17 protein-coding genes are annotated in these 17,539 nt (G+C 45.9%); 11 read left to right on the top strand and 6 right to left on the bottom strand.

Annotated features, from left to right (window positions below; genetic code table 11):
* Positions 1-191: 191 nt before the first annotated feature.
* The 4 genes from sdhB (at position 192) to J2T19_RS17315 (ending at position 3,673) form a co-directional block, all read left to right on the top strand.
* Positions 192-956 carry a succinate dehydrogenase iron-sulfur subunit gene (gene sdhB / locus J2T19_RS17300; protein WP_056702459.1) on the top strand — a complete coding sequence of 255 codons (765 nt, stop codon included), beginning with the start codon at positions 192-194 and terminating at the stop codon, positions 954-956.
* Positions 957-1,128: 172 nt separating this feature from the next.
* Positions 1,129-2,076, top strand: a complete 948-nt coding sequence (locus J2T19_RS17305) for a metallophosphoesterase (protein ID WP_307217861.1) — start codon at positions 1,129-1,131, stop codon at positions 2,074-2,076.
* 43 nt (positions 2,077-2,119) lie between these two features.
* Complete coding sequence (locus J2T19_RS17310) at positions 2,120-2,869, top strand: metallophosphoesterase family protein (protein ID WP_307217863.1); 750 nt, start codon at positions 2,120-2,122, stop codon at positions 2,867-2,869.
* 162 nt (positions 2,870-3,031) lie between these two features.
* Positions 3,032-3,673, top strand: a complete 642-nt coding sequence (locus J2T19_RS17315) for a GNAT family N-acetyltransferase (RefSeq protein ID WP_307217865.1) — start codon at positions 3,032-3,034, stop codon at positions 3,671-3,673.
* Positions 3,674-3,949: 276 nt separating this feature from the next.
* On the opposite strand, the gene J2T19_RS17320 is transcribed toward J2T19_RS17315, so the two are convergent.
* The 3 genes from J2T19_RS17320 to J2T19_RS17330 all read right to left on the bottom strand — a co-directional run bounded on the left by J2T19_RS17320 (position 3,950) and on the right by J2T19_RS17330 (position 6,329).
* On the bottom strand, positions 3,950-4,759 hold the full coding sequence (locus tag J2T19_RS17320) for a histidinol-phosphatase (RefSeq protein WP_307217867.1): 810 nt from the start codon (positions 4,757-4,759) through the stop codon (positions 3,950-3,952).
* 31 nt (positions 4,760-4,790) lie between these two features.
* Positions 4,791-5,693: a LysR family transcriptional regulator gene (locus J2T19_RS17325; RefSeq protein ID WP_056702477.1), complete on the bottom strand. Its 903-nt coding sequence runs from the start codon at positions 5,691-5,693 to the stop codon at positions 4,791-4,793.
* Positions 5,694-5,948: 255 nt separating this feature from the next.
* Positions 5,949-6,329, bottom strand: coding sequence for a VOC family protein (locus J2T19_RS17330; protein WP_307217869.1), 381 nt, complete (start codon positions 6,327-6,329; stop codon positions 5,949-5,951).
* A gap of 510 nt (positions 6,330-6,839) precedes the next feature.
* Here J2T19_RS17330 and J2T19_RS17335 point away from each other — a divergent pair.
* From J2T19_RS17335 to J2T19_RS17355, 5 genes are all read left to right on the top strand, one after another.
* A complete protein-coding gene (locus J2T19_RS17335) occupies positions 6,840-7,298 on the top strand; it encodes a chemotaxis protein CheX (protein ID WP_056702483.1) in 459 nt (152 codons plus the stop codon).
* Between the two features lie 56 nt (positions 7,299-7,354).
* Entirely contained in the window at positions 7,355-8,128 is a 774-nt protein-coding gene (locus J2T19_RS17340; protein WP_307217872.1) for an SDR family NAD(P)-dependent oxidoreductase, read from the top strand.
* A gap of 211 nt (positions 8,129-8,339) precedes the next feature.
* Positions 8,340-9,710, top strand: a complete 1,371-nt coding sequence (locus J2T19_RS17345) for a DEAD/DEAH box helicase (RefSeq protein WP_307217875.1) — start codon at positions 8,340-8,342, stop codon at positions 9,708-9,710.
* 27 nt (positions 9,711-9,737) lie between these two features.
* Positions 9,738-10,490, top strand: coding sequence for an ABC transporter ATP-binding protein (locus J2T19_RS17350; protein WP_056702492.1), 753 nt, complete (start codon positions 9,738-9,740; stop codon positions 10,488-10,490).
* Between the two features lie 2 nt (positions 10,491-10,492).
* A complete protein-coding gene (locus J2T19_RS17355) occupies positions 10,493-11,710 on the top strand; it encodes an ABC transporter permease (RefSeq protein ID WP_307217877.1) in 1,218 nt (405 codons plus the stop codon).
* Between the two features lie 511 nt (positions 11,711-12,221).
* On the opposite strand, the gene J2T19_RS17360 is transcribed toward J2T19_RS17355, so the two are convergent.
* From J2T19_RS17360 to J2T19_RS17370, 3 genes are all read right to left on the bottom strand, one after another.
* Positions 12,222-12,344 (bottom strand): YjcZ family sporulation protein, encoded by a 123-nt coding sequence (locus J2T19_RS17360; RefSeq protein WP_217363759.1) that lies wholly within the window; start codon positions 12,342-12,344, stop codon positions 12,222-12,224.
* A 334-nt stretch (positions 12,345-12,678) separates the two neighbouring features.
* On the bottom strand, positions 12,679-13,977 hold the full coding sequence (locus J2T19_RS17365; protein ID WP_056702498.1) for an aminotransferase class I/II-fold pyridoxal phosphate-dependent enzyme: 1,299 nt from the start codon (positions 13,975-13,977) through the stop codon (positions 12,679-12,681).
* A 133-nt stretch (positions 13,978-14,110) separates the two neighbouring features.
* On the bottom strand, positions 14,111-14,728 hold the full coding sequence (locus J2T19_RS17370; protein ID WP_307217879.1) for a pyridoxamine 5'-phosphate oxidase family protein: 618 nt from the start codon (positions 14,726-14,728) through the stop codon (positions 14,111-14,113).
* 145 nt (positions 14,729-14,873) lie between these two features.
* Between J2T19_RS17370 and pdxR the strand changes: the two genes are divergently transcribed.
* Together pdxR and J2T19_RS17380 are read left to right on the top strand one after the other, a co-directional pair.
* Positions 14,874-16,325: a MocR-like pyridoxine biosynthesis transcription factor PdxR gene (gene pdxR, locus J2T19_RS17375; RefSeq protein ID WP_307217881.1), complete on the top strand. Its 1,452-nt coding sequence runs from the start codon at positions 14,874-14,876 to the stop codon at positions 16,323-16,325.
* A gap of 201 nt (positions 16,326-16,526) precedes the next feature.
* Positions 16,527-17,312 (top strand): helix-turn-helix domain-containing protein, encoded by a 786-nt coding sequence (locus J2T19_RS17380; protein ID WP_056702506.1) that lies wholly within the window; start codon positions 16,527-16,529, stop codon positions 17,310-17,312.
* Positions 17,313-17,539: the final 227 nt, after the last annotated feature.

A 17,539-nucleotide genomic window follows, 5' to 3' on the forward strand; every position in this document is an offset into this window, starting at 1 on the left:
AGACAGAAGAATACTGAAGAAGCGAAGCGCTCGCCTTTATCCCCGGATTTTAACCCTGTTAGATGGGATCAAAGAAAGTCTGGGGATAACAGCGATCGGAAGGATCTTCTGTCGGCGGAGTGGCTACGTGTAACACGTTGGTCTTATAACGATAGCAATACAATCATCGTCACCAAGGAGGGGACTACGATATGGCGGAACCAGCAACAGCGAACAAAACCGTCAAGTTTATCATCACACGTCAGGATAGCCCAGAATCAGCTTCGTATAACGAAGAGTTCGAACTTCCGTACCGTCCCAATATGAATGTGATCAGCGCCCTGATGGAGATACAGCGGAACCCTGTTAATACAGAGGGTAAGTCGATTGCTCCAGTATGTTGGGAATCGAACTGTCTGGAAGAGGTTTGTGGAGCATGCTCCATGGTGATCAACGGCAAGCCGCGTCAAGCGTGTGCTGCTTTGATCGATAAGTTGGAGCAACCGGTTCGTATCGAACCAATGAAAACATTCCCCGTAGTGCGTGACCTTGTTATTGACCGTAACCGGATGTTTAACGCCCTGAAACGGGTAAAAGCATGGATTCCAATTGACGGTACCTATGACCTTGGTCCAGGTCCGCGTATGCCAGAGAAGAAGCGTCAATGGGCATATGAATTGTCCAAATGTATGACATGCGGTGTTTGCTTGGAAGCTTGTCCTAACGTGAATGAAAAGACAGACTTTATCGGACCAGCAGCACTTTCACAAGTGCGTCTGTTCAACGCTCACCCAACAGGTGAGATGAACGCTGAGGATCGTCTGGAAGCGTTGATGGAGGATGGAGGAATCGAGGGCTGCGGTAACTCGCAGAACTGTGTGCAATCCTGTCCTAAGGGCATTCCATTGACAACTTCTATTGCGGAAATGAACAAACAAACAACGAAGCATATGTTCAAACGTTGGTTGGGCGTATAAACGCAACTAATTCAGCTTTTAACCGAATATGAATAGATAAGAAGTCGTGTTCTCCGATCTTGGTTGTTTGGGGACATGGCTTCTTTTTGTAATGGGGCGAAGGAACCGAGCTTATGATGCAGAATATGCTATAATGTGGGGATGGATTGTGTGCGGAAGGAGGAGAGGGAACATGGCAAGGGTGCCGTATAAGAGCAATAAGGAAACGCCAAGCAGGCGTGGACACGATAAGAATGAGACAGAGCAGCCCCTTTTTCCTGGTCAGGAAAAGGATCATGATCCCTCCCGGCGAAGTACAAAGTTACGGACAATTCTAATGACAGCTATCGCAACTGTGTTTACAGGTGGATATGCGCTATGGGAGCCGCGACGTGTGGAAGTAAAGCAGGTGCAATTAAATCTCCCTAAACTTCCCAGTGCCTTTGATGGGTTGCGACTAATACAGTTTAGTGATGCCCATATCGGATTCCATACTGGCGTGAAGCAGATCGAGAAGCTGGCGGATCTGATTCAAGAACAGCAGCCGGATCTGATATGTTTTACGGGAGATATTGTGGAGCGAGATGCAGAACCTATGCGGGAGTGTATTCCGGCTCTGTCTTCCATGCATGCTAAGTTGGGGAAGTTTGCAATATTCGGTAATCATGATTACCGGGGAAAGCAGCAAGAAGAAGTGGAGAAGATGTTTGAGCAGGCTGGCTTTACCTTACTTCGGAATGCTCATGTAGTTATCCAACATCATGAGGATCAAATAGCTATTGTAGGATTAGATGATGCATTAACGGGCAAGCCTAACTTGGCTACAGCTGTGGAAGGTCTGGATGAAGACATCTGGAAAATGTTACTTATGCATGAACCTGACTATGCGGATAGAGCAGCTTCCAATGGTTTTGGATTGCAGTTGTCTGGGCACAGCCACGGCGGCCAGGTTCGTTTTCCGTGGATTGGGGCGTTATCTGCTCCTCGTGGTGCACGAAAATTTGTAAAGGGATTGTATTATGTCGGTTGGACGAAAATGCCTGTGTATGTCAATCGAGGGTTTGGAATGACCCATCTCCCAATTCGATTTTTGTGTAGACCCGAAGTGACTGTATTTCATTTGCAGAGTCATCAAACATAACAGACTACATGAATATGCAAGTTATGAATGGAGGTTAGCCAGGATGGAACGAATTGCGATTGTATCCGATATTCACGGCAATATGACGGCATGGGAAGCAGTATTGAATGATATTCGGAGTCGCGGGCTGAAGCGAATCTTTTGTCTTGGCGACCTCGTAGGCAAAGGGCCTGATCCAGTTCAGGTGGTTGATCGGGTGAGAGAGACATGTGAACAAGTCGTTCGGGGTAACTGGGATGAGCTGGTTGCTGTGAATCGGGATAATGAGAACTTTACTTGGCAAGCAGACAAGCTTGGGCAGGAACGACTGGACTATTTAGCGAATCTTCCATTTAGTCATCAATTCGAGTTAAGTGGACGTACGATTCGATTGGTACACGCTTCACCACAAAGCGTATACCACCGCGTACAACCATGGGATGATGTGGACAAACGTATAGCGATGTTTGATGCCCCGGCGAATGAGGCTGAACTCGGACAGGCAGATATCGTAGGTTATGGCGACGTACACAATGCGTATTTACAGCACTTGAATGGGAAAGTTCTGTTCAATGTAGGGAGTGTGGGCAACCCACTGGATATCCCTCAGGCTTCATATTGTATTCTTGAGGGAGCGAGCAACAGAGATATAAACCAAGCTATTAATATTCAATTTGTCCGTGTTCCCTATGATATTGAGCAGGAAGTTCAAGTTGCAGAACAAGCAGGGGTGCCAGCACTTGAGTTATACATTCGAGAGATTCGAACAGGTGTTTATCGTGGATTACAGGAGAAAAGTGTGATAGAGGAATAACAGCTTATCGCGTGTTGGCATAATAACGTAAGACGTGTAGGATTCAACACGATCTGTAGTCGTCCTTTTTGAATTGGAAAGCAAATATTATACTTCCGGATCATCTCCAGAGCATGCTTGTCTTACCGGACTCAAACCCGATAGGCAAAAGGAGCGATTGTCATGCTGACCCGAAAAATGCTAAGTCAGGGATTGCCTGTACTATGGACAGAACGCCTTGTGCTGCGATCGTTACGTCAGAGTGATTTTGGCACATTGTCGGAATTGTTCTCCGATCCACAGATTATCCGCTATGTGAACAGGGGGAACCAGCCAACACCGGTTCGTGCCCGGCGATTATTGAATCAGATTCGTAGTAGTAGTGCGAAGCTTGAATCGCTACATTACGGGATATGTTGGAAAGGCAGAGAACCGCTCATTGGGATCATTTCGTTTCAGCATTGGAATGAACAGCAGGGTACAGCGCAGATTGGATACATCGTGAGCAGATCTTGTTGGGGCTTAGGGATAGCTACGGAGGCGCTGCGACGGATGATTGAATTTGGTTTTACGGAGCTAGACTTGTCGAAAGTGGAAGCACGTTGTTACGAAGCTAACGTATCATCGGAGCGTGTATTGCACAAAAGTGGTATGTCTTATGAACGGACGTTGCCTTCTTTTGGTTCAGTGGAGAATGACGCCACCAGTGAAAGTGATACGTTGATGGACGTTAAAGTATACAGCATGTACCGAGAGCAACAGGTTCGAGTATCTATGGAGGATAACCTCCAGACCGTGGTCTTCGACAAGCCTCAGGTGACATAGCATAAAATAGTTGAAACATCTCATTTGCACTTCAAATTATTTGTTACACAAATGAAATATAGCTGCAATTGAACTCTAACAGACAGCGGGTAAACTTATCTCATGACCCCCTTTTTGATAAATATATTATGCTGTTGGAACCCGTGCGAACGGGTTCATTTTTTTTGCTCTCATATGAAGCTATCATATGAAACCGATCAAAACGAAAACACAGAACCCCACTATGGAATGAGCTTCCATGTGGGGTTCTTGGTATGCTGTAAGCGGACTGTGCCATTACAAAGGTACAATCTGCATCTGTTTTTGTTTGAAATATACCCATTCTGTAAATCCAATCTCCAGCAAGCGAGTACGCACTTCTTCCAGCTCGTCCCCTACCCGCTGAGGTTTGTGAGCATCTGATCCAAACGTTACTTTCACACCGTAGTGCTGAGCACGTTCGAGAATGGCATCTGAAGGGTACCAGCCTCCGCTAAGTTTTGTTTTGCCTGACGTATTAATCTCAATCGCTACGTTCGATTCGGCAATCACCTGTAATGTCTCATCAATGGCCTCATCCGCAATAATATCAGAGAAGGAAGGGTAGTTGCCTTTCATTGCATCAATGTGACCTAAGATCTGAAACATTCCACTTTGAGCAGACTCCCGAATCAAGGAATAATAACTCTTTTTCACTTCAACTTTGCGTGCGTCGCTAAGTCCTTTCCACCGCGTCTTATTGAAGATACTGACATCCTCGGTATGATGAACAGATCCAATAATATAGTCAAAAGGGTACTGCCCAAGTGTGTCGCGGTACAGCTCAGCATGGATAGGGAAATAATCGGATTCAATGCCGAGTAATACGTCGATTTTGCCCGCATATTCTTGTTTCAGAGACAGGACTTCTTCGACATAGTTACGTAAATCCGATTTTGCCATCGCAATTCGCGGAAACGCCTGTTCCTCTTCACTGCCAAAGTACGGCGTATGGTCGGATATACCGATGGCTTGAAGTCCAGCCTCAATACCTGCATCAATATAATCACGAATATTACCGTCTGCATGACCACAACGAAAATGATGTGTATGAAGATCAAATTTCATTAGAAATCCTTCCTTTCTCATAGCTCATTTGTCATTCAGAACTGATGAACTGCGTCTCAGGCATACCTTTTAGATCACTTAGAAATTGCTGCATAGCAGAGTTGAGGTACCGGCTAGATTTGTAAATGACGCCGACGGGATGACTGACCTCTAATTCACTTAGTGGGATCATTCGCAGTGTACCTTGCCGCAGCTCATGTGCGACAGATTGCTTAGATATCACAGCCGCTCCCAGATTGATCTCAACCATACGTTTGACTTCTTCACTACTCGATAACTCCATGACGATATTGGGTTGAATATCATACTTTTTGAATACAGCTTCTGTAAAACGTCGCCCCACAGTATCAGGGGACAATAGAATCAGCGGGGTGTTACGCAATACATCCACGGCAGCGTGCTTTTGCTTTGCCAGGGGATGGGCAGGAGAAACGACGAGTTCAAACGTATCGTAATACAACACAGCGGTATTCAGATTCGGATTACGTTCCGTAAGATAACCGATACCGATGTCGACCAAACCATTTTCGACCTGCGTATAAATTTGGGAGGACGGCAGGGACTGAATGCTCGTTTTGATTAGAGGAAACTGATCCTGAAAGTAGGACAATACCCTTGGTAAAATTTGAATGGCGATGGATGTCGTTGTAGCGAGTACAATCCTTCCCTGCGGTGTTTCATCCAGATCGGATAGCTTCTGTTTCAATTCATCCACAATATCCAGCATGCGCTCAGCATGCTCTAGAAATACTTGGCCACGGTCAGTGAGTGTGACAGGTTGATTACGATCTACAAGAACGGTGTTGAATTCATCCTCCAGACTTTTGATCTGGGCAGAGACGGCAGGCTGAGTGAGATTCAGTAATTCTCCCGCTTTGCGGAAACTCATTGTTTTGGATATCGTAATCAGCGTCTCCAGTTGGCTGATATTCATGTATTTCCTCCTAGCGGGCAAAGTATCAACTACATATCAAGCTTGTGAGTGGAATCCGTAACGTTTCATTGTTCCGTTATCTTAAATTATAGGTGATTCAAGGGGACAGGGCAATAAATCTAACATCAAGAAGTTTGCAGGACATAGAAATACATAGAATGAGGCAGTTTAAATAAGAAAAAGCGACTGACTAAGCGTCAGCCGCCTGAAGATCATTACGATATCAGGTCATGATCTGTGAAGTGTAAACCTATTTTATTTGCGTTCCATAACGGCAAAGTAATTGTCTTCATCATCGGCAAAGTTAAATACTCTGCCAAAAGGCAAATCCACCAATTCGCCAACGGTAATCTCTTTATCTTTGAAATCCTGATAGAGCTGATCGATGTTAGGGGTGAATAACATAAGAGAAGGTGTGCCTAGATTAACGCCAGGCGACATTTTGGCAACGACCTGCTTGTCTTGAAGAACAAGGCTCGTTTCAGCATCCGGGGTTGCCGCAATCTCATACCATTTCATTTCCGGGCTGAGACTCTCTTCTGCGATGACATGGAAACCTGCCTTTTCTGTCCAAAACTGTAGAGCCTGTTCTTGGTTGTTGACGTACAGCATGATTTGACCGACTTGGTTAATCATTCAATGGTTCACTCCCTAGTTAAATGATGGCATGGCTCATGAGGAACTTATTTATAAGAACCTCGCTATAGACCGACGATCTGGAGAGCAAAAAACAATCTGAGAAAGGGCTAAAATCTCTCCTATTCTTCTATACCATAGCAGGCGGTAGAAGTCATGTTTTTTCATGATGAAAGGCTTCTGATCTGATCTTCCCGAAAATAATGCTTAAGAACTTGTTTTCGATGTATAACATTTTATTTTTTAGTCTTTTCAAGAAAACAGTAAAATAGTCCTAAATCCCTTTGCGTAGGCATAGTAAGGAAAAAATCACCTAAATAATATCCAAAAAACCCTGTTATTTCGCCAAAATTAGCTATAAACATTTGCCCCATAGATGACGATAAATTATAGTACACATTCATTGATGAATTCATGATGTATTCTTGTACGTGATAAAGTATAATAAATTTATAGAATATGGGACTTTTGGTGTGTGACCAATAACCCAGTGCGAGGGGGACATAAACAGTGAAAGCGGAAGTGATTAATCCTTTCCTGGAATCAGCACGCAACGTATTTGAACAGCTCATCCAGGTTTCGCCTTCCACCGGAAGTCTTGGCGTCAAAAATGTAGAGTACATTGCTGACCATGTCTGGATCGTCATTGGAATGACCGGACAAATGAGCGGAAATATTGTATTTGGCATTCAAGAGTCGGTTGCTTTGAAAATTGTTTCAGCCATGATGGGCGGTTTTGTAATCACGGAAATGGACGATATGAGTAAAAGTGCAATCTCCGAGCTTGGTAATATGATCAGTGGTAACGCAAGTACCATTTTGTCTAATCAAGGTGTGGTTGTGGATATTACACCTCCACAAGTCATGAAATCGGAACATTTGACTGCATTTAGTGCAACGAAAGCATTGAGCATTCCATTGTTGATGGATGGCATTGGTGAGATGGATATTCAGGTGATGATCTCGTAAAATAGAAACATAGGCCTCGAGGGGCAATATGTGTTCACTACGGGAGGACATCAGATATGCTGAAAGATCAGGTTGTATTCATTACTGGCGCGTCGAGTGGGATTGGCGCACTCTGTGCTCAGATGCTGATAGAAGAAGGAGCCATTCCTATCTTGGCTGCCCGTTCGCGGGACAAGCTTGAAGAGATTGGTGCTTCGCTGAATGGGCAACATGAACTTCTTACGCTGGATGTCACCAACGACGAGCAGGTGCAGGCAGCGATAAGTAACATGTTAGAGAAGTACGGACGAATCGATATATTGTTGAACAATGCGGGATATGGAAAGTTTGCTGCAATGACGGATATGACCGTGCAGGAATTCGATGAAATGATGGACGTGAACTACATGGGCATTGTTCGTTGCACGAAGGCTGTGTTGCCGCACATGCTGAAGCGTGGTACAGGACAGATTGTGAATGTAGCCTCCATGGCTGGCAAAATCGGAACGGCAAAGTCAGCTTCCTATACAGCAACCAAACATGCTGTACTCGGGTTCAGTAATGCTCTGCGTCAGGAGTTACGTAAAACGGGATTAAAGGTGACCACTATTAATCCTGGGCCGATTGATACACCGTTCTTCCATCGTGCAGATCCATCTGGCAATTATGTCAACAATGTACGCTGGATGATGTTGAAACCTGAGGATGTTGCAAAACATATGGTTCAAGCGATGAAAAAGCGTAAAGAAGAAGTGAATTTGCCTCGAATGGCATCTGCTGGGATATGGCTGTATCAGTTGTTCCCACGTCTTGCGGATCGCTTGTCACATGGCTTCATGAATCAGAAGTGAGCGACGGATACGAACCATCAAGTGACAGCGTGTTCAAGTATAATATAGCAATGGACATCACGGTTGAATTACGGGAAGCTCCGCCGAGGAGCTTTTCTTTTTTTTGGTTAAGATTTGGTTCATAGCTGCTTTTCGCATATAATGAAAGTTAATGTGATGAGAGGCTTATTCCACGGAAAAATAAAAGAATAAAATTAAAGGATGGACAACCATGACAAATACATTTGCTTCAATTGGCGTAGCAGAGGATCTTGAGAAAGTACTTGCCGGACATGGCATTAATGAACCTTCTCCTGTGCAGGCGCAGACCATACCAGTGATCTTGGAAGGGCGAGATGTCGTAGCTAAATCCCAGACGGGAACAGGCAAAACACTTGCTTATTTGTTGCCTCTTCTGCAAACGATCAAAAGTGATGTAAAGGGCACACAGAAGCTTATTATCGCCCCTACACAAGAATTGGCTATGCAGATTGTACGTGAAGCACAGCGTTATGGAGAAGAACGTAAAATTGGTGTTCTAGGCTTAATTGGAGGCGCAGCGGTGAAACGTCAGATAGAGAAGCTGCGTGAGCATCCAGCACTTGTTGTGGGAACACCGGGACGGCTGAAAGAATTGATTACATTAAAAAAGTTGAAAATGCATAACGTCTCCACAATTGTCATTGATGAGGCAGACCAAGTATTCCAGCTTGGTGGTGTGAGTGACGTTGATTTTGTTCTACGCAGTGCACTCCGCGATCGTCAGCTTATTTTCTTATCGGCAACGATTGATGAGCATACGGCTGGTCTTGCCAAGCGAGAGATGAAGGAGCCCGTTCATATCGGAATTGAACCAGAGCGTGCAACCGCAGCAGGGCTTGAGCATTTTTATTTTGTCGAGGAAACACGGAACAAAATTGATATGCTGCGTCGTCTCGTAAGACAGTACAATCCCGATCGTGCTATTGTCTTCGTGAATGCCACGGAAGATATCGGTGAAGTTGAAGCCAAAATGAATCATTTGGGTCTATCTGCAGCCGCGCTATACGGTGATGCTGATAAGGTTACACGGAGCAATGTCTTGTCCGCTTTCCGTAACGGTAAAATCCAATTGTTGATTGCGAGTGAGGTTGCCGCGAGAGGATTGGATATCGAAGGACTGCCGATGGTTATCAATTATGATCCTGCGTTTGATTCAGAGCACTATGTTCACCGCGCAGGTCGTACTGGACGTATGGGACGAAGTGGTATTGTGCTGTCCATTGTAGATGAAACACAGATCTTTATTATGCGTAAGTTTGCACGTGAGCTGGGGATCGAGCTTACAGAGCGTGTGTTGTTCGGTGGTAAAGTGCTAGAAGCAGATCCACGTCCTGACACAAGACCAGAAGGACATTCCTTCAGTCGGAAGCCAGGCTCTGCAAAAGGTCGCAAACCGGGACAGGCAACACGTAATGGTGGTGCAAAAGCAGTGATATCGAACCAACGTGAGGCTGGTAACGGACCAGCCGGTAATACAGGAAGAACGGATCGCAACCAGGATCGTAAGAACAAGGGAGCGCCAAAATGGAGCAAGGGGAACACACCGCGTTCCGAAGAATAAAACCTGACGAAAGAGGTGCAGGGATTCATGAGTAATGTTCAATCCCCCGTATTGGAAATCAGCGGGTTAAGTGGAGGATATAGTGCCAAGCGGCCTGTCCTCCACGGCATTGATCTGAAAGTTGGACGCGGAGAAATGGTCGGACTGATCGGATTAAATGGCGCTGGTAAAAGTACAACGATGAAACATATCTTAGGTTTGATGACTCCACAACAGGGTGAAGTCCGCGTAATGGGTAAGACAAGGGAAGAGGATGCTCAGATCTACCAATCCGCGATGGCTTTTGTTCCAGAGTCACCTGAATTGTACGACGAGATGACGGTCATGGAGCACTTGGAATTCACAGCAAGAGCGTATGGCGTCTCGGAAGCCGATTTCAAGCAACGTACGGAGAAATTGTTAGATTTATTCCGTATGCGGGAGAAAAGTACCAGCCTATCCACTCACTTGTCCAAAGGAATGCGGCAGAAGGTTATGATTATGTGTGCATTTGTAGCAGGGCCGCCACTCTATATCATTGATGAACCTTTCTTGGGGCTCGATCCACTTGGGATTCGTTCATTGCTTGATTTCATGCTGGAGATGAAAGCATCCGGATCATCCATCCTGCTCAGCTCGCATATTCTCTCGACCATAGAGAACTATTGTGATCGGTTCATTGTTCTGCATCGTGGACAGGTCATCGCTCATGGAACTCTGGAGGAGCTGCGTTCTCAATACGGAGAGTCGAATACAACGCTTGAGCATATGTTCTATTCCCTCGTACAAGGCAGGGATTGAGTATGGATCTGAGGCTGTTATGGAAGCAAAGACGCACGGGCTTTTGGAATAAAATTCTGCCTTATCTGGGATATGTCATTCAGAGCGGGGTAGCGATGGTATTTCTATTTCTTATCATTGCCTTCTCCGCTTGGTACACCTCATTTGTACAGAACATACCTGCGGGCTTTCCGATTCGCTGGATTACATTGCTTCTGCTTACCCCTTTGGTGTTATATAGCGGATATCGTACATATCTTCATCCAGCAGATATCGTATTTTTACGTCCCCAGGAACATCGGATGCATGAATATTTGAAGAACAGCTTTGCCCGCGGCATTATCTACAAAACGTTGGGTATGCTGCTTATCTTCTTTACGCTGTGGCCACTCTATGTAAGGGCAGATCAGGATGCCAAACCTTTCACCTGGTTTCTCTTGCTCTTACTCGTGTGGAAGGGACTATCAAGCTACGGTGCTTGGCAAGAGCTGCGTATGGTTCAGGTGGGGGCATCCAGGGCATTTCGTTTGCTTCGCTGGGCAACCGCTATTCTTGCTGTGGCCGCTTGGGTATGGCAGCCACCAGCGCGCAGTATTTGGTTTTTGCTGTTGCTGGCGGCGGTCTACCTAGTAGCTCTGCGCATACCTGTGAAGCATCGGGTGGCTTGGGAACGTCTGATTCAGGTTGAGCAGGGTCAAGCAGGCCGAGTGATGCGGACGTTGGGGTGGTTCGTAGACGTACCTTCCTCAGGACAAAAGGTCAGCTCCAGACGCTGGCTTAGCAAATGGGGAAGTGGACTTGCGTGGAGTGCAGGCAAAGCGTACCGCTACCTTATTACGAAGACATTCATTCGCACAGAAGTATTCTCCATTGTTGTACGTTTAATTGTGCTCGGGATGCTGTTGTCTTGGTGGACGGCAGGTACTTATTTTGGTATCGGTGCATACTTAGTGTTCCTATTGCTGGTTGGTGTGCAGTTGGGGGCACTTCGTCGTAGTCACGCTGAATCATTCTGGATTATGATCTATCCGATCTCGGGTGAGAGCCGCCGTTCACAAGTGCTGGGCTTCATTTCGAATCTGCATGCGTTGTCTGCTCTGCTGATGTGGTTGCCGATGCTGTCGAGTGGGATCGGTGGAATCACGATAGCAGGAGCAGGGTTGATTTTGGGCGTGCTGGTCATTATGTTAATGCGACGTTCGCAAAGTAAAAAGTGGCTGAAGGAAGAAGAAGAGGAGTAGAATATTCTCTTATGTAATCCTGATGCTGACGAGCAACAATGATGTGTAAAGCTCAATGTATGTAGTTAGAATCGTAGTAGTATGGCCTACGACATGTACGAGGTGACTTGCTTACATCGTACGGTTTGTATTAAAGTAAGCCTCTTGCGGTAGTTGCCGTAGGGGGCTTTTTTATATGCTTACGATACTTATTATGGATACCTACCTACCTTATCTTCTTAAATATTGCGATATCTTAAATGGATATTTATCCAGCACGGTTACGATGAAAAAGCCCGAACAGGTAAGGGGGGCTGACATCCCTACGCAGTGCGGGCGGCTACAATTACAGATCAACATGGACAATGTCGCATATTGATCGTACATAAACTGTGGTGTGAGAGGTCGGCTACCCACGAATGGATAGCCGCCTACCGACGTGTTGTCTGACATATCCCTATGCCCCTAACAACACGGACAGATCGTGTGTAAGGTTGAATTCATCGTGCAGAATGAATACAACAGATCAGGACTAGTAGAGGAACGACTTCGTGATGATGACAAGCAGGATGAACAATACAAGAATCGCACCTGTGTTTGTAAATCCTCCGAATCCGTATCCATAACCGCCTCTTGTTTCTTCAACTCCAGACATGGTCATTCCCCTTTCAGTTCGTTGTTGGCACGCCCTTGCGTACACCGTATATTATGTGCCTTGGGTGTTGGCTGATTGGGCCTTTGCCCTGTATTCCTGAGGAAATAACCATTTTGGGCGGTGTATGCTAAGAAGATGACCGATAACATGGAGTAAAAGCGGTAGGGACGGTGGGGGATCTAACGGTTTGATCCTGTTATCAATCTTTACACAGATAATATGCCAAATACCCCTCTAAATGATGAATACATCACCGAGAGGGGTGGCTTATAGGGAAGATTAGGTTCATGATGCACCTAACCTATTTATAGTCACATGACAATAACATCCTAAGTCAAGTGGCTTGTAATTCCTGAACTCCACGGTAAATGGTATCGAAGAGATCTTCCAAGTTGGATTCTTCAATACAGGAGAACGCAATTCGCAGATCAGTCTCACCCAGCGCAATTGTTCCGACACCATATTGTTGTAACAAATGGGTACGAAGTGCCTCAGCACTGACTTCTTTCAGCTTCAGACACATGAAGTAACCGGAGTTGAACGGATAATACTCCCATACATCTCCATACTTGCCGCTATCGAGAAGAGCCTTCACCTTGTTGGCACGGCCTTTCATAATTTCAAACTTCTCCTGCTTCTGAGCTTCGAACTCTGGTGCTTTCAATGCATCAAGTACAAATGTCTGAGAAGGGTGCGGCCCACTGGAGATGGTCGCCCGGATAATACCGAGAGTCTTTTGTTCCATGGCATGCAGCACAGCAGCATCTTCGTGGGCATACGTGATGAAGCCTACGCGGAAGCCCCATACGAATTCCTCTTTCGTTGCGCCATCGATTTTGATAGTCAGCACACGTGGATGGATGCCTGCGAGTTTGCCAAACAAGGACTCGTGAATCGAATTTTCAAAGAAAAGTCCGAAGTAAGCATCATCTGTTACAACGACTACATTGACACCTGCTTCAGCTGCTTGATGAATCGTATTCACAATCGCATCTGCTTCTTCTGGGCCTGGCGTGTAACCTGTTGGATTGTTCGGGAAGTTGAGTAATACGATTGCTTTGCCCTTGTCTTTCTGAGCAAGCAACGCTTCAAGCAACCCTGCACTGTTGAAGTTTAACTGATCATCAAACAGTGGATAATGAACCAACTGAGCATGACGGCGAATTCCGAAAGTCAGCTCATAATTTTCCCAGTTTTTATCTGGATATATAACAGCGTCGCCTTCATCTGCAAACAAATCGGCTACAATACTGAGTCCATGAGTTAATGCATTCGTTACAATTGGGTTGCCAAAAGACTTACCTGCCAATGAAGGGGTCTCTTTCAACATCTTCTCTTTCCAAACACTCCGTAATTCAGGCTTGCCTGCAGGAGGAGCATATGGATACAGATCCTTTGGTTGGAATGCGGACAGCTTCTCCTGAATAACAGGTAGATGCATAGGCACACCGCCTTCTAGGGCGATACCAATCGTGGCATTATAGGTTTTGGCCAGACTTGCTGCTTCAGCAGACTGACTCAAGATACCTTCTTTCGGGAAATAAATTTCTTTGCCGAGCTGCGACAGCATCGAGTAGACGTGACTGCTGCCTGCCTGAATACTTTCGTTCAACTGTTCAGCCAGTGGATTCATTCTTTTCATCCTTCCAAGTCTTTGGGATTCAACTGCCTAACATTATAACACCTTGACATCCCCCCGTCACGGAAATTACGCATAATGACAGTTATAACACTTCACCGCGTTGTTGTGGATTGAAAATAGAGGTTTATTGCTGATGAAAAGGGCAGTATTTTCGCATCATTTCAGCGGTCTCTATATCCCTTCCTTCGTTCCGGGCTTCCAGTTTATTACTAAGATCCTCGAACTCTTCAGACGAGAGATTTTGCCCGAATTTGAACTTGGCGGTTAGTCGCTCTGGCGCAATTTGTACAACGGCTACAGCTTTAAGTTGCCCAGTGTAACGTGGATCGGTCGCATCGATCGGGACATAGCCACCTTGTGGCTGAAGCTTCTCCATAAATCGTTGTAGAACCCTACCTTTTATTTCTAAGTCTTTTACCGGCTCTGCTTGACCAAACGCCATGACGCTTTTGAAAAAGGAGGTTGCCGGACAAGCCAGCTCTGGATCAGTAAAATAGGATGGAATGAGCGAAAACTCTTCTGCTACTGTGAAACTAACCGAAGTATTTTGCTTAATCTGTTTCATTTTCTCTCCAGCAAGGCTGCCATGAAAATAAAAACAGCCGTCCATATAAACAAAATTCAGTGGCGTCACCCGAGGCTGTCCATCCGGGCTGATCGTTCCCAGAAAACCAAAGGAGCACTGGTCTAGAAAGGTAATGATCTCTTGTTCTTCTTCTAATGTAAATTCTTTTCGTCTCATCGTTGTTCCCCCTGAATTGGTTTTTTAATCGAAAAGGTTGCTTTATCCTAACAATAGAGCGTACATTGACATATAAATAGAGCCAATTTATATTCAAATTTATAGTCCAATTTAGTAAGGTTGAGAGATACAAAGGAGACGAATAATGGAACTCTGGTTACCGATGGATACATATGAGCAGCAGCATCGATACAAATATGTCGCACTATACCATGCATTGCGTGACGCTATACATGCAGGCACGTTGACGGGAGGAACAAGGTTGCCCTCCACACGTGAACTTGCGGTTCAGTACAGTATGTCACGCGGTTCTGTAGCACAGGTGTATGATATGCTGCTTGCAGATGGTTACGTTGAGGCTTATCGGGGGAAAGGCACCTTTGTAACAGACACATTAACGACAGCGACTAAAAAGGGTACGGAAGCCCAAATTATTCTATCTGCTTGGGGAGAACGAGTCGCAGCGCTGGATACGCAAAAGGGAGATACGCCTGCCCTGGCACAGGGCAAACCCATCATTAACTTTCAGGTGCAGCGCATGCCAGCAGAGCATTTCCCGGAGTCAGAGTGGAAGAGTGCATTGGCGGCTGTTCATCGTAGCGATTGGCGTGACCATAGCAGTGCCGCAGGAGACTTAGAGCTGCGAGAAGCGATTGCCTCTCATCTTAGATGGACAAGGGGGATAGATGCGGATGCCTCTCAGATCGTATTATTCAGCGGTTCCATGCAGGGGATTGTACTGCTAGCGCAGTTACTGATCTCGGAGGGAGAAGCAGCCGTATTAGAAAACCCAGGATACCAAGGCATAGCTCATGCTGTAAAATCTTGTGGTGGTGATATTATTCCAACGGGCATTGATGCTCAAGGCATCATTCCTCAAGACTGGCGAGCACAGGTGTTATTCGTAACACCTACCAGACAATTTCCAACAGGTGCTGTTCTTGGCCTTGAACGACGTAAGGCATTACTGACGTGGGCAAGTAAACGAAATGCCGTCATTATTGAGGATGATTATGACAGTGAATTTCGATGGGGAGGCAGACCGATTGAACCACTCAAAGTGCTCGATCGAGAACAACGTGTTGTCTACGTAGGCTCCTTCTCACAGACGATGGTAGCTTCGTTCCGGCTTGGTTATGCAGTGCTGCCTCCATCGCTTGTAGATCCTCTTCTCGCGGCTAAAGCGTTGTATGAACCTGTGCCACCTGCACTGCTCGAACAGCGTGCACTTGCAAAGTGGATGATGCGGGGAGGGTACTTGAGGCACTTAAGACGTTTAACTCGATTGTATGGGGAGCGACATGCCTTTTTTGTTCGTGAGATGCAGCAGCAACTGCCCCAAGCTTTTACCATGCAGCCAGGGGATGCAGGACTGCATATCTATGCTTCTTGGAATGATGATCGAGAGCGTTATATTCGATTCAAAACGTTAGCTCAGGAGGATGGTGTATTATTCCGTGATGCGGCACGTTATCAGCTCACACCAGGTCATCCTGCAGTCTGTTTTGGCTTCGCACATTTGGAGGAGGATGAGATTGCGGAGGGCATTAACCGAATGCGGATTGCTTGGGAGAAGAGTACATTTTCGTTTCGATGAATTCCGCTGTATAATAGAATAAGACATTTTGCTCCCAGAGGGGCAGAGAATATATATATGAGCATATTGCATCAATTCAACGAGGATTTGCGTACACGGATCGGGTAACCTGAGATGAACAATTCGTAAGCCTATGCCCCAAACGATAGGAATGGGTACGATGCAATAGCTAGAGATTAACATTCAAGGGGGAGTGGCGACATGCTGCAGGCATCGCCGTCATCATTTGTTATTTTGCCCGCTGTCGCCAAAATAGTCTGCGAACCGGGATGGAAGTGGCAGAAGCGGGAAAAACCGATGCAGAATTATGATTTATTTTATGTGTGGAGCGGTGAGGGAACTGTTGTGCTGAATGACCAGCCTTACGAGGTGGGTAAAGGCAGCTGTTTCCTATTCAGGCCGGGAGACCATACAAGTGCAACACATAATCGACAGAAACCGCTCGTACTGACGTATATCCATTTTGATGTGGATGTGGACGTTACGGATGTGCCGCAGTCCTATCGTGAAGTACAGGAGACGGTGGAGTTTGAACATTTGCTCGCACGGTATGTAAGACTGTTCCTGTCTGACGTATACGGTCGCACCGAAGAGAGTCGGTTGATCTTAAAGCAGTTGATGATTCATCTATTGCGTGCGGATACGGAAGCACCCGTTGAGAAAAAGGTGAGTAACCAGCTATCGGATGTGATTCAGGAAGTGGCGAATTATGTTCGTCAGCATCCGGGGATCACGCATCGTGTGGAGGATTTGGCTGCACGTGCTGGGCTGTCTCCACGTTATTTCTCTATCAAGTTTAAAGAGTTAGTGGGCTCTTCAGTACAATCATATATCATTCGTATGCGTATTGAACGTGCTGAGCATCTGCTCGTGCATACAGGCATGAATGTCACCGAAGTGGCGGATGCTTTAGGTTATCGGGATATCTTCTTTTTCAGTCGTCAGTTCAAGCAGTATACAGGCAAAAGTCCTTCCGAGATTCGTTAGGGCGTAAGAACAGCATAACGTTTCAAGTTTGGGAGTCAGGGGTAAGTAAAAAGCATTCCAGATGAACAAACGAAGGGGGGACTTGGGATGAACGGAAAACGGCGGATCCGCAACCGGGGATGCTCTACAAAAGGATGCCTTATTTTCCGGAACCGTCTGCGTCGATCTAAACCCGCAGATGAGTTGCAGGATGTATGGTTTTGAGGAGATATCAGTCGATCAATGAA

The organism is Paenibacillus tundrae (assembly GCF_030812775.1).
Classification (GTDB): Bacteria; Bacillota; Bacilli; order Paenibacillales; family Paenibacillaceae; genus Paenibacillus; species Paenibacillus tundrae_A.

Excerpts from the sequence above, each read along its gene's own strand:
- sdhB (WP_056702459.1), top strand. The coding sequence starts at position 192 with ATGGCGGAACCAGCAACAGCGAACAAAACCGTCAAGTTTATCATCACA.
- J2T19_RS17365 (WP_056702498.1), bottom strand. The coding sequence starts at position 13,977 with ATGAATCCACTGGCTGAACAGTTGAACGAAAGTATTCAGGCAGGCAGC.
- J2T19_RS17325 (WP_056702477.1), bottom strand. The coding sequence starts at position 5,693 with ATGAATATCAGCCAACTGGAGACGCTGATTACGATATCCAAAACAATG.
- J2T19_RS17350 (WP_056702492.1), top strand. The coding sequence starts at position 9,738 with ATGAGTAATGTTCAATCCCCCGTATTGGAAATCAGCGGGTTAAGTGGA.
- pdxR (WP_307217881.1), top strand. The coding sequence starts at position 14,874 with ATGGAACTCTGGTTACCGATGGATACATATGAGCAGCAGCATCGATAC.
- J2T19_RS17320 (WP_307217867.1), bottom strand. The coding sequence starts at position 4,759 with ATGAAATTTGATCTTCATACACATCATTTTCGTTGTGGTCATGCAGAC.
- J2T19_RS17315 (WP_307217865.1), top strand. The coding sequence starts at position 3,032 with ATGCTGACCCGAAAAATGCTAAGTCAGGGATTGCCTGTACTATGGACA.
- J2T19_RS17345 (WP_307217875.1), top strand. The coding sequence starts at position 8,340 with ATGACAAATACATTTGCTTCAATTGGCGTAGCAGAGGATCTTGAGAAA.
- J2T19_RS17355 (WP_307217877.1), top strand. The coding sequence starts at position 10,493 with ATGGATCTGAGGCTGTTATGGAAGCAAAGACGCACGGGCTTTTGGAAT.
- J2T19_RS17330 (WP_307217869.1), bottom strand. The coding sequence starts at position 6,329 with ATGATTAACCAAGTCGGTCAAATCATGCTGTACGTCAACAACCAAGAA.
- J2T19_RS17370 (WP_307217879.1), bottom strand. The coding sequence starts at position 14,728 with ATGAGACGAAAAGAATTTACATTAGAAGAAGAACAAGAGATCATTACC.
- J2T19_RS17360 (WP_217363759.1), bottom strand. The coding sequence starts at position 12,344 with ATGTCTGGAGTTGAAGAAACAAGAGGCGGTTATGGATACGGATTCGGA.
- J2T19_RS17305 (WP_307217861.1), top strand. The coding sequence starts at position 1,129 with ATGGCAAGGGTGCCGTATAAGAGCAATAAGGAAACGCCAAGCAGGCGT.
- J2T19_RS17380 (WP_056702506.1), top strand. The coding sequence starts at position 16,527 with ATGCTGCAGGCATCGCCGTCATCATTTGTTATTTTGCCCGCTGTCGCC.
- J2T19_RS17310 (WP_307217863.1), top strand. The coding sequence starts at position 2,120 with ATGGAACGAATTGCGATTGTATCCGATATTCACGGCAATATGACGGCA.
- J2T19_RS17340 (WP_307217872.1), top strand. The coding sequence starts at position 7,355 with ATGCTGAAAGATCAGGTTGTATTCATTACTGGCGCGTCGAGTGGGATT.